Source organism: Pedobacter sp. KH_004, assembly GCF_057840755.1.
On sequence record NZ_CM174519.1, the window covers coordinates 3,768,107 to 3,780,301 of the forward strand.

Sequence of the window (12,195 nt, forward strand, 5' to 3'; positions counted from 1 at the left end):
ACTCATCACACGTGTTATGAATACTAAACTCACATTAACGATAGAGGATACAGTAATTGATTCGGCTAAAAAATATGCCCGCCAAAAAGGAAAAAGTTTATCTGATATCGTAGAAAATTACCTGAAATCTATCAGTGTTTCAGAGGAATCTGTGCAGACATTATCGCCAAGGGTGGCCAAATTAATGGGATCAGTAAAACTTCCTGAGGATTTCGATTACAAAAAGGAGTTAGCCAAGGTTTTGAACGAGAAACACGGGTAAGCATGAAACAGGTTTTCATGGATACCAACATAGTTATTGATTTTCTGGCAAACCGGCAGCCTTTTGCAATGGATGCTGCAAAACTTTTTGATCTAGCTGTAAATGGTAAAGTACGGATTTTTATAGCCGCTGTCTCTTACAATAACATATATTACCTTCTTCGTCAGTCTATGTCCGGAAATGCTACTTTGAGATTGCTGGAGGAACTGGCTGATATGACGGAAATAACAGACGTAACAGCTGCTGCTATTCGTCAGTCGCTTAAAACAGATTTTAAAGATTATGAAGATGCCATTCAATACCATAGTGCCCTAAGCATCCCCGATTTAGATTTTATTGTCACTCGAAATACCAAAGATTTTAAAAAGAGCAAACTTGCCGTTCTCACACCGACTGAAGCATTGGCTAGCTTTAGTGGTACATAGCGAATTTGTCTCATAGGCTGTCAATAGATCACCTCCCATGTTCGCCAAAAGTATCAAATGGTCCTGAAAGGTGCTCGACAACTGTAACGCTTGGGCTACAGAAAGCGATTTGTTTATTCAAATCGCTTTTTTCATTTAAGACTCTATTCTTCCTGACCTTTAAACCTTAGGATGCGCCCGATTACCAACAGACTTATCGTAACCTTTTGAGTTATCCTTAAAATAAAATCCGTAACTGATAATCAGCACTACGATGGCGATGCCTAATACTAACAAGGTAGCGCTGCTTTTTATTATTGTTTGCAGGCTCACCACTTCGATATTCCAAATTCTTAAACCCAATATGCCTACAAAGGCGATAACAAGAATAACAATAAAAATTCCAATAATCTTTTTCATAACTGTTTCTTTAAAACTTATTTAGCCATTCTGTTTTCTTTTGATCAAACTCCTGTTGCGTAATAATACCCTCATCTAAAAGAAGTTTCAGCTGTTGGAGTTTGGAAACCGGGTCGGAAGCAGAATTGTCACTCTGTTCGTTTCGTATGGTATCGAAAGTTTTTCCAATCTCCATACCTACCCCAAACTGTAAACCCGCTCCGGCCAAACCGCCTTCATTTCGGGCAGCATCTCTTAAGGCTCTTAACTTTTCAAGCTCTACATAAGTTAAACCACCTTCTCCAGCAGCCATAGCATCGGCAGTAATATCTGCAATCTTGCCAATTCGTTCTTTTGTGGCCTCGTCAAAAACTGTCCCGTTAAGTTTAAAATCCGTTAAAACGAAACCCAGGTTACTCACCTCATTATTAATCTGATCTTTTATATTTTGCGAAAGCAGTGGCAGTTGCGAATCAATGTTTTGATAAGACACGCCACCTTGTGCGAGCGAAGAGGCAATACCTTGCGGAAAACGACTTTGGAGCATTTGCCTTGCATCAAGAACAGTGTATTGATCTGACGAGCCAATTACATTACTGAATAAATGTTTTGCATCTGCTATTTTGAACGAAAACGAACCGTTAGCTCCAAGCTCAACTGGAATCTTATAAACGGGATCAATGTACTTAATCGCTTGAACGGTACCCCATCCCTGGTTTACATTTTCTGATGTACGGTAGAAATAAATTTTCAGTTTGTGTTCACTTTCAAAAGCAGTACGCAATTTCAATAGCGTGGTGATGAAAGGATGGTTATCAGTTTCCAGATCATAAATGCCCTCTGCTGTAATTTCATCGGTTAGCTTCCCTTCGTAAACCAACAAGGCACCCTGCCCTGGCCCAACAATTAGTTTACTGGCATTTTTAAGTTCATCGTTACCAGATGGAAACTTGTACACTAAAATCTCTGGGTTTTGATTATCCCACTCTATTACCTGAGATAGCTGGTTTTTGAAAAAGTTTATTATTCCCATGGTTTACCTTAATTTAAATTCTTTAATTAATTTTCCATCCATCCCAATAGTGAGGAGGAAATTACCTGCTCTGACCACAAATCCATCTTTGTACCGAATGCCATCATGGAAATTTTCATGAGTTGGAACTGGGTAGCTAAAGATTAACTTACCGTTTTTTGCATCAATGCATTGAATATTAGTTGGTGATTTATCTGCCGGAGTTTTATCGGTAGCGATAACTACATAGTCGTTATCACTAAATAGAATTTTAGGATCAAAATACACCCTGCCTGGGGTGAGATCGGTGTAAGAACGGAGGACATCCCAAAGAAAATAGTTGAGTATTTTTTTACCTCTATAATTCATCCAGCTTAAATGCACATAATAATCAGGTCCGCCCTCATTATCTTTCATGGTATATTTAAACAACTGTATTTTCTCTTCAGGGTAATCATCACTATGCAACGAAAACCTATATTGTGTTTTTAGCTTTTCATTTATTTCTTTTTTCTCAAAAGCAGGTTGGCTGGCGCTCATTTCATCTTTGGTGTAAATTTTATCAATCAATGGGAAAAAGAAAACATTTATACCCTCGTTAGTCATTAAGTTAAAGGCTTCTCCGTTGCTATCGTATGCAAACTCTGCATTTGCAATACCACTCGCCAGCGCCGTATGATTTTTAAATAAGCTTTGCGTTACATCAATTGGTGAATAATTTTCTTTATCGATTTTATAGATGGTTGTTTTATTGGCGATGGCATATAAATCGCCGTTGCTAAATTGTTTTAATTTAAAATCGTTACTATTCGAAATATTAAAAGTCCCTATTTTTTGTGTCTTAAGTTCTTTATCTGATATCAAATCGTAAAAACTAATATACGTACCTGTTTCATTTTCATTATCATTACCCGAATATCTGCGGGCGCCAAAAACAACAACAATGGGCTGTCCATTTTTATCAGTATAAGCCAACTGCTCTTGAGAATACCAATTAAATTCTGGCCGAACATATTCGTTAACATTTTTGCTTTTTTTGCCTACAAAAAGTAGTGGAACTATCAATGCAACAACGAAAAATGCAGCTACTACCGAGCCAATGATTAGACCGATTTTTTTACCTCCTCCTGTATTAAATAGAGGAGTATTGTAATTTATATTGTGGTTAATGTTGATGTCGTCATTATCCAAAAAATATTCGGTGTTGCAACTGCTGCAAATAAAATGATCAGCCTTGATTTCTGTTTTACCTATGCTGCCACAGTGCGGACATTTAATTGCTTTAATTTGTTTTGCCATTTATGGTAAAATATTTAATTCGTTCCACATCAATGTTCAATATTAAAGCCATCATCGGTATGTTTGTTTTTAAAATGTATATGCGTTTATATCTGTTTATTATTTGTGAGGTATGTATTGATATTCGTTTCTGATGTTCAGCTTAATGGCTTGCGATTTATTAGAAATGCACTTTCCGATATCAATTTCGTCTGAAAATAACTACATTAACAATCCATCAACTACCTGGTATGCGACGAATTAATATCATCAAGGCAACCCAAAATGATTATGAAATATTGATCAAAGTATGGGAAGGATCCGTAAGAGCAACACATCATTTTTTAAGCGAGAGGGATATTCTAACTTATAAGCAACTGATTTTATCCAAATATTTCGATCTAGTTGATCTATTTTGTTTCAAAGCGCATGATGTTATCTTGGGATTTTTAGGTTTATCAAACGATAATATTCAAATGCTATTTATTGATCCAAGTGCAAGAGGCAAAGGAATTGGTAAAGAATTGATGAAATTTGCCATCGAAGAGATGAAGGCAACAAAAGTGGATGTAAACGAGCAAAATGAACAAGCAGTAGGCTTTTACAAACATTTGGGCTTCGTTATAATGGAACGCTTTGAAAACGATGATGCGGGTAAACCGTACCCTATTTTAGCTATGGAGTTAGCAAAATAAAATAGTTTGATGAGGAAAATTTACATTTGTGTAAGTTTAGATAAATTTTTACCAAACGCCCTCGTGAACAACCAATTAAAAACAGTTAGCTTACTTAGCTTGTTGATTCTTCTTACTGGAAAACTTGCTAATGCTCAAGCGCCCAACATAAGTTTTGTTTCACCACAAATTTATTTTACCGGATCGCCGATATCTCCACTAATACCTGCTAATACTGGAGGAGCCATACCTGCAAACGTTTATCAACAGGTAATTACCTTTGCGGGAAGCGGAGGATCAACATCTTACAATGGCAACGGCACTGCATCTGGTTTTTATTTACCATCTGGTATAGGCGTAGATGCGCAAAGCAATATTTATGTTTGTGACTATGGTAGCGGATCTATCAGAAAGATAAGCCCCGCAGCACAAGTTACTTCAATAGGCAATGTCGGTACGCCAACCGGACTAACTGCCGATGCAGCTGGAAATGTTTATGTATCGAGTTTCGACAATAATAGCATTCACAAAATCACCCCCACTGGCACCAACTCCATTTTTGCAGGTGCATCGGGTAGTTTCAATAGCCCAGGCGGACTTAATTTTGATTATGCCGGAGATTTGTATCTAGCGGATCAAAAAAACAATAAGATCAAAAAAATATCCAGCACCGGATTTGTAACCACCATTGCAGGAACAGGAGCTACAGGAAACTTGGATGGCAATGCGGCAAACGCGACATTCAATAATCCAGATGGAGTTGCTGTTGATAGAGCAGGAAACGTTTATGTAGCCGATGCCGGAAACAATAAAATACGAAAAATAACTCCAGCAGGAATTGTTTCTAGTTTTGCAGGCAATGGCACAGCAGGAAGCAATGATGGACCAGGAATAAATGCAAGCCTAAATTATCCAACTGGAATTACGATTGATCCGCTTGATAATTTATATGTTGCAGATTATCGAAATAACAAAATAAGGAAGATCACACCTGCAGGCATTGTAAGCACTCTGGCAGGTAATGGAACGGTTGGCCGCATGGATGGAATTGGTACAAATAGTAGTTTTAATGGCCCCATTATGCTGGCATTTGATGTGATAGGAAATCTTTTTGTAACTGATTTCCAAAATAACTTAATTAGAAAGATAGCCTTAACTGGTTATACGATTGACAAAACCCTTCCGCCAGGACTAACTTTCGATGCTAAAACAGGGATTATTAGTGGTACACCTACCGCAACCTCGCCCCTTAATGATTATACGGTTACCGCTTATAACCTTTTTGGAAGCAGTAGTACCATAGTGAAAATTCAAGTTATTTCACCAAGTAGTATTGCATTTCCTGAGTTGTTAGCGAAAACTCCTTGCGATGCAGACTTTAATCCTGGCGCAACAAGCGGATTACCGATCACTTATTCCAGTAGCAATACACAAGTTGCAGAGATTGCTAATGGATTAATACATATTGTTGGCGAAGGAACAAGCGTTATTACTGCAACTAACGGAGTCGAATCGAAAGACCAAACACTAATTGTTTCTGGTTTCCAAACGCCTTTTGCGCTTATCCGAACAATTTCAAGCGTTGTTTGCGAAAATGCGCCCATCACTTTTAATGCGGCAACAGATAATATTGGAGATAACCCTAGCTACATTTGGATGGTTAATAACGAACAGGTTAATAACAGCAATCCTACATTTACCACAACCGAACTTAAAGATGGTGATGAAGTGACCCTCCAGATTATTAATAATGATTATTGTATTCCAGTTGCTTCTGGAAAATCAAACGCTATTAGGATGAGTATTTTACCAGCAGTTATACCAACGGTAAGTATTGAATCATCAGCTAATGAAGCGATATGTTTTGGAAAGCCGATTACTTTTACGGCAACCATCGAAAGAGAAGAAAATATTACCGCATATACCTGGTTTATTAATGGGCTGGACATTAAGCAAAACACCAAGACGATTGTATTGAGCAATCTGAATGATGGAGATGAAATAAGTTGTGTGGTAGCGAGCGAGGGGAATTGTATCACTAATCCAAATGCATATTCGAATGTGATTACCGTCCTTATTCGAAACGACTGTGAAATTGTTGCGCCAAATTCTTTTAGTCCGAATGGCGATGGCATTAATGATTACTGGCAAGTAACGAGCGTGGGTAATAGCGATTTGGTGAAGGTATTTAACAGAAACGGCAGTATCGTTTTTAGTTCCGGTGGATATAAAAATCCTTGGGATGGAACTTTTAACGGAAAGCAATTACCTGTTGGCGTTTACTATTACCAAATTATTGCTGAAGGAGGTGCTAAAAAATTATCGGGTAGTGTGCTTATTGTACGATAGCTAGAAAGAAAAATCCTCAAAAGTTTATAACTCGATTTAAAAACCATAAGCTTAATAGCGACGCAAAAGATAAAGTAAACCCTGGGGTCAATCTGAAAATCTGTGGCAAATTTTCTTTATTGTCGGGTCTCCCCATTTACTTAAGCGTTATTTCATTGAAATTTAGTCAGCCTCTTAGAACTTTGAATCTTATAGAATGTTGTTACTCATATTCATTTAATAAGAAGATATGGCAAAGGAAAAGAAGAAAAAAGACAGTAAGAAAAAAGGCGGAAAGAAAAAAGACAAAAAAGCAAAGAAAAAAGGCCAGAAGAAGAATAAGCTTGGCGTAAAAAATTCGTTGGTTAATAACATCAATGCCCGTAAAAAGAAGGGCAAATCCCGCTCAAAAAAGAAATCGAAGATTAGCAAGAAAGCTTATAAAAAAATGCAAAAAGGCTGGAAGAAAAAGTAAGCTAAAAGATTGTACCAAATGATTTTAATATAGCGCTGAAAAGGTGAAAATCTACTGTGATATCAAAAGGGTACTACTTTCCCAAAGGATAGCAGTATCCTTTAGGAAAGTTATTAACTTTATACCATGGCTTTTAACAGAGAAATTCACACCCTGGAAACTTGTAATACCAGTTTAAATGCAGTAAGAGATGCCCTTTATGTTTTAAACGGAAAATGGAAGTTGCCATTAATATTAACACTTCAGGATGGTCCGAAACGTTTTAATGAAATTCAAAAGTCGTTGGGTGATATTACCCCTAAAATTTTATCGAAAGAATTGAAGGAATTGGAACTGAACGAATTTGTACTGCGTAAAGTGTTCGCTACCACTCCTGTAACTGTTACTTACGAGCTCACTGAATACAGTGAATCTTTAGATAAAGTGATTGACGAACTTAGAAATTGGGGAATGCAACACCGGGAAAGATTAGTGGCAAGCAGAAAGACTGATGGTATTTTAGAAGAAGTTGAAGCTTAAATGAGCAGAATAAGTTTCATACTCGCCACCCCACTAAAACTTTCCTTTTTTTTCGAACTTATAAAAAGTTTAAATTTCCTATTTACATGATTATCTGTAATATCGGTTATCTTTGCCCAAAATAAAAGCGATGGCGGTATTACATAAAAAAGAAGAAAAAATTCAGGCAGTGCTGGGTAGGTTGCCTAAAAAATATACAGACGAGCAATTTGTAGAGATGTTTATCAGACTTTATTCGAAGGATTGGGGCAAAATTAAATCGGCTTACATTAAACAATCTCAGGATAAAGAACCTGGCCACATCATTAATATGCCAAAGCCAGAGGTTTATTTAAGACAAATTTTAGTTAACTACTTACAAAATGTAGATGCTCCTAAAGCTACAGAAACCAAAGAGGAAGTGAAAGTTGACGCTCCTGCCGTTGAGCGTGAAGCACCAGCTAAGAGAAAAGAAGTGGCAGCCGAAGAAACTATTGCTGAACCAAAAAAAGCTAAAGCACCTGTAAAAAAGAAAACAGAAGTTACTGATGAAGACGTTGCTGCAGCACCAAAGAAGGTTAAAGTACCAGCTAAGAAAAAAGAGGTTGCAGAAGAAACAGTTGCAGAAGTAAAAAAAACCAAAGCGCCAGCTAAGAAAAAAGTTGTGATTGAGGAAGAAATAGTGGCTACTGAAAAGAAACCTAAGGCGGCAGCAAAGAAGCCAGCAGCAAAAAAATAAAATATTTTCTGCTCAATATAATAAATCGGCTTTTTAGCTGTTTATATATTTGAGAGCGTTAATTTAGATGACGGGGATAGGTCGGTATGATTTATCCCCGTTCTTTTTAAACAGGATTTTTTTAGTCGTTCCGCTGAATTTTTTTCAGCTTCTTAATAGTATGAAAAATGCTAAAACACATTCTAATTGATGACTAAACACAAAAAAAGCCGTCCCGAATGGAACGACTTCAACAATTAAACTAACCTGCAAATTACTTATCAATCATTTTGTAATAACGAACATAATCTACTTCCATTTTTTGTGGCCAGATAGAAGCATCTACACCTTGAGCTCCTCCCCAATCGCCACCAACAGCAATGTTTAAAAGCAAATGGAATTTTTTATCGAAAGGCCAGGCCTTATATCCCGTACCTTCGTTAGCAAACTCGAAAACTTTAACATCATCAAAGTAGCCTCGAATGGCATAGGGCGTCCAGTCTACGCGGTATAAATGAAAGGCAGTGCTCACGCCATCAATTTTCTTAGTACTCGATTTTTGTGTGTTTATTTTAAAATAATAAGCTTCAGTATGCGTAGTAAAATGAACCATATCCTGGTCGTAACCTACATGCTCCATGATGTCAATTTCTCCTGATTTTGGCCAATCACCATAGAAGCGATCGGTGGGTAACATCCAGATGGCCGGCCATGTTCCTTTTCCAAAAGGCAGCTTCGCTTTTATTTCGAAACGCCCATATAAGGCATCCAGCTTATTTCTCGTTACCATTCTAGCTGACGAATAATCTCTTCCACCCATACTTTCTTTCTTCGCTGTGATAGTTAAAAGCCCGCCCGCCACATTGGCATTATTGGTAGTGTTGGTGTAAAACTGGAGTTCGTTATTGCCCCAGCCACTTCCACCGGTATCGTAATCCCAATTGCTTGTTAACGGTGCTCCGGTATTCGTAAATTCATCGGCCCAGGTTGGTGAAGTTTCAAACGTCCATCCTTTATCTACCGGTGGCCCGGCAGGTGTTGGCGGAACATATACCAAACCATCATCATCAGTGCCTTTAGAACATGAACTTAACCCAATTACAGCAAGAGCAAATGCAGCAAAAATTTGTTTCGTGAAATATTTTCTTGTCTTGATCATCATATCGATATATAAAGATCAGCTGGCCTTAAAATCCAACTGATCTAGCACAATTTTATTTGAATTCGAAGTCATCTATGTAAAAGAGCCCTGGGTTTGGATGCCCTTCTCCACCAAGCTGAACTACAATTTTATCGTAGAGCGTTTGCCCGCTGATACCTGAAAAATCGAACTCTAGTTGCGTCCATGTATTATATTGAACAGCCGTTAAAGTTTTCACAATTTCGGTTTGAGTCTGCCAGGCATTGCCACCCAGCAAAGAGTTTTGTAGTTTTACTGAAACGGTTGCTGGGGTTTTAGTGAAATCATTTCCGCCAGGGAAGAAAACTTTTAACCTCACCTTATTTGTAGTGGCTAAGTTAAATCGATATGGCAGGGTTACGTTTAAATTCCCATACTGACCGTCGCCTCCAGCTTTTTTCTCGTAATAACCCGCTTTTGCAGAGGTATTTACTGGAAACTTGGCAGGATTATCATAAGGCCTAACAAAATCTACATTCTCTGCAGTCCAGCTAAAATTTGCAGTAGCCTGGAAATCATCACTTAAATTTGCCGCTTGCAATGGTTTTTGAATTACAGGCCGTACATAACCTTTTTTAACCAGTTTCAAATACCAGGCATTTCCAGCATTTGCTTTATCTAAACAACGCAGCCACATTTCGTTCTCGTTTAACGATAAAATTTGATATTGAGATACACCCAAATAATAACTGATGAACCCTCCGCCAGAAATAGTTAAGTATTTTACACCATTGGTTTCTGTTACTAACCAGGTTAAGTTAGTTGCCGGCGTATAGTTTACCGTTGGATCATTTGATCCAGCCGGGCCACCAATTCCAGGCGCATTTGCGGCATTGGCAAAGGTTGTTCCTTTATTATCGTAGGTATATTTTAAGGCATTCATGTTAAAGGTCATCTCGTCATCGTAAAAACCCTGTCCGTTTTTTTCATCTGCCGCAGCCTGATACCAATCGGGTGCTTGTGAGGTAATTGGACCCACACCCAAATGACCTGCAGATTTTTGATCAATAACCCAGGTGAAACCTGCTGCATTAGATAAGCCACCAGATAATGTGGTAAATGCTGGATCAGTTAACATGGCGGGATTTGTTGCTGCAATGACTACCGTTTTGGTGCTTGAAACAGAACCTCCAGCAGTTGCAATCGTTAATTTTACGGTGTAAGTTCCGGCGAGAGGATAAGAAGCTGTCACGTTATTTCCATCAGCTGTAGCGCCATTACCAAGATCCCATAGTGCCTTGAAACCCGGAGATTGATTGACTAACGTAACTACATTGGCATTTGTTGCGGTTGGCGTAACCGTAAACTTCACTTGATCCGCTGTTGGTGCAGCATCCAGCTCTTTATCGTTGTTTTCTTTTTTGCAAGCGCTAAAGCTTAGCACAAACAGCAGGCTTAAAAACCCGGCTGTTTGTTTAATGATATAATTTAATTTCATGATATATCTAATTAATTATAACCTGGATTTTGTTTAATTACGCCTTTTGTCAAGTCGATTTCTTGTTGAGGAACTGGCAGTAATTCGCTTTTTCCTGCTTTGAAACCCAATGGACCCAACACGGCAACAGCTCTGTTGGTACGTACCAAATCGAAAAAACGATGTCCTTCAAAAGCCAACTCAAGTCTGCGCTCATTGTAAATATTATCAAGTGTTGCTGGTACCGGGGCTAAACCCACCCTGGCCCGAACGGCAGTTAATAATTCCAAAGCTCTCGTTGCATTGCCTCCTGATCTTACTAAAGCTTCTGCTTCCATTAAGTACGTATCGGCTAAACGCATTTCAATCTCATCTATTGGCCAGTTTAATTCGGCAACCCCGCTATTTGAGCGATATGCCTTTAATGGCGCATATTTTTTAATAAAATAATTGGTATTCTGATAACGAGCGGTATAAGTAGCACCAGCAGCTTTTAGTGCAGCACCGTCTATAATAGAAGTTGCAAAACGTGGATCAGCTTTCATGGCGTTTACTAAATCGAGCGTTACAGGGCAAAAACCCCATCCTGCAGAGTAAGTATCGCCATTGTAGCTATCCATGCCAATAAATTGGGGTGCAACATTTCCTTCGCCACCATTTACCCAACCCCAATCGCCCCAGGCAGATACGGTAGAGTGAGGAATCTCTAAAATTACTTCTGAATTAAATTTATTATCAGGCCTGAAAATATCAGCATAATTTGGAAGCAAGGCATAACCATATTCATTTCCGGTTTTATTCACATCATTAAATAGCGTTGCGGCTTCTGCCAATTTACTATTGTCATTTTGGAAAAGTAACACCTTACCTAATAGTGCTTTTGCCGTTCCTCTAGAAATTCTACCTTTTTCATTTGCCGCTACCGTTGGTGGCAAGCTAGGAAAGGCTTCTCTCAAATCTTTCTCTATTTGTGCATAAATCGCTGTAGGGGCCGATTGTGTTTGTGTGTAAAGATCGGCCGTTGGTATTTGTTTGGTAATTAACGGAACATTACCAAAAAACCGAACTAAATCAAAATAAAAGTAGGCACGTAAAAATTTAGCTTCTGCTGTTATTCTAGATTTAAAACCAGCACTTAAATTTGTGGCTTTCTCAATTTTATCTAAAATGATATTCGCCCTGTTTATTCCGGTGAAATTTTTAGACCATAAACCCACCTGTGGACCCAACCTCGAATCCATATTGAAGTTATCGTATGCTACCCAGCCTGGCTGATCGGAAGCATTACCTCCTCCTGCCCAGCAATCATCAGATGCAGCACTTAATAAGGGCTGCTTCATGGTGTAGCCTCCACTTGTGCCCCATTGCATTACATCGTAAACGGCAACCAGGCCTTGATAAACTTCTGTTTCATTGCGATAAAAATTTTCTTCTGTCGCGGTTCCTTTTGGCGTTAACTCCAAAAAGTCTTTCTTGCAGGAAACCATTAACTGCATGATGGCCAAAATGGCTATCGAATATTTTATATGTTTAGTTTTCATCTCTATATT

At 38.4% G+C, this 12,195-nt stretch carries 13 protein-coding genes; 7 read left to right on the forward strand and 6 right to left on the reverse strand.

All coding sequences use genetic code 11. The features are described 5' to 3' along the window. Nucleotides 1–16 precede the first annotated feature (16 nt). The gene (locus AC3ITD_RS16070; RefSeq protein WP_489361231.1) at nt 17–262 is read left to right on the forward strand and encodes a DUF6364 family protein; all 246 of its coding nucleotides are present in this window, start codon (nt 17–19) and stop codon (nt 260–262) included. A 17-nt stretch (nt 263–279) separates the two neighbouring features. Further along, nucleotides 280–687 (forward strand): PIN domain-containing protein, encoded by a 408-nt coding sequence (locus AC3ITD_RS16075; protein ID WP_489361233.1) that lies wholly within the window; start codon nt 280–282, stop codon nt 685–687. A 159-nt stretch (nt 688–846) separates the two neighbouring features. On the opposite strand, the gene AC3ITD_RS16080 is transcribed toward AC3ITD_RS16075, so the two are convergent. The 3 genes from AC3ITD_RS16080 to AC3ITD_RS16090 are packed head-to-tail and all read right to left on the reverse strand — an operon-like array spanning nt 847 to nt 3,376. After that, on the reverse strand, nt 847–1,086 hold the full coding sequence (locus AC3ITD_RS16080; RefSeq protein ID WP_265798492.1) for a hypothetical protein: 240 nt from the start codon (nt 1,084–1,086) through the stop codon (nt 847–849). Between the two features lie 10 nt (nt 1,087–1,096). Then, nucleotides 1,097–2,098, reverse strand: a complete 1,002-nt coding sequence (locus AC3ITD_RS16085; RefSeq protein ID WP_489361236.1) for an SPFH domain-containing protein — start codon at nt 2,096–2,098, stop codon at nt 1,097–1,099. 3 nt (nt 2,099–2,101) lie between these two features. After that, complete coding sequence (locus AC3ITD_RS16090) at nt 2,102–3,376, reverse strand: hypothetical protein (protein ID WP_489361238.1); 1,275 nt, start codon at nt 3,374–3,376, stop codon at nt 2,102–2,104. Nucleotides 3,377–3,606: 230 nt separating this feature from the next. Here AC3ITD_RS16090 and AC3ITD_RS16095 point away from each other — a divergent pair, with 230 nt between their 5' ends. The 5 genes from AC3ITD_RS16095 (at nt 3,607) to AC3ITD_RS16115 (ending at nt 8,069) form a co-directional block, all read left to right on the forward strand. Continuing rightward, nucleotides 3,607–4,050 (forward strand): GNAT family N-acetyltransferase, encoded by a 444-nt coding sequence (locus AC3ITD_RS16095; RefSeq protein WP_489361240.1) that lies wholly within the window; start codon nt 3,607–3,609, stop codon nt 4,048–4,050. A 9-nt stretch (nt 4,051–4,059) separates the two neighbouring features. After that, entirely contained in the window at nt 4,060–6,378 is a 2,319-nt protein-coding gene (locus AC3ITD_RS16100) for an NHL domain-containing protein (protein WP_489361242.1), read from the forward strand. Between the two features lie 229 nt (nt 6,379–6,607). After that, nucleotides 6,608–6,832 (forward strand): hypothetical protein, encoded by a 225-nt coding sequence (locus AC3ITD_RS16105; protein WP_056848346.1) that lies wholly within the window; start codon nt 6,608–6,610, stop codon nt 6,830–6,832. Nucleotides 6,833–6,958: 126 nt separating this feature from the next. Then, a complete protein-coding gene (locus AC3ITD_RS16110; RefSeq protein ID WP_265798497.1) occupies nt 6,959–7,351 on the forward strand; it encodes a winged helix-turn-helix transcriptional regulator in 393 nt (130 codons plus the stop codon). A gap of 130 nt (nt 7,352–7,481) precedes the next feature. Continuing rightward, the gene (locus AC3ITD_RS16115) at nt 7,482–8,069 is read left to right on the forward strand and encodes a hypothetical protein (RefSeq protein WP_489361245.1); all 588 of its coding nucleotides are present in this window, start codon (nt 7,482–7,484) and stop codon (nt 8,067–8,069) included. Between the two features lie 253 nt (nt 8,070–8,322). Here AC3ITD_RS16115 and AC3ITD_RS16120 read toward each other — a convergent pair whose 3' ends face one another. The 3 genes from AC3ITD_RS16120 to AC3ITD_RS16130 are packed head-to-tail and all read right to left on the reverse strand — an operon-like array spanning nt 8,323 to nt 12,186. Then, nucleotides 8,323–9,210 carry a glycoside hydrolase family 16 protein gene (locus AC3ITD_RS16120; protein ID WP_489361247.1) on the reverse strand — a complete coding sequence of 296 codons (888 nt, stop codon included), beginning with the start codon at nt 9,208–9,210 and terminating at the stop codon, nt 8,323–8,325. 52 nt (nt 9,211–9,262) lie between these two features. Further along, a complete protein-coding gene (locus AC3ITD_RS16125) occupies nt 9,263–10,666 on the reverse strand; it encodes a PKD domain-containing protein (RefSeq protein WP_489361249.1) in 1,404 nt (467 codons plus the stop codon). Nucleotides 10,667–10,677: 11 nt separating this feature from the next. Then, nucleotides 10,678–12,186 carry a RagB/SusD family nutrient uptake outer membrane protein gene (locus AC3ITD_RS16130; protein WP_489361251.1) on the reverse strand — a complete coding sequence of 503 codons (1,509 nt, stop codon included), beginning with the start codon at nt 12,184–12,186 and terminating at the stop codon, nt 10,678–10,680. Between the last annotated feature and the right edge of the window lie 9 nt (nt 12,187–12,195).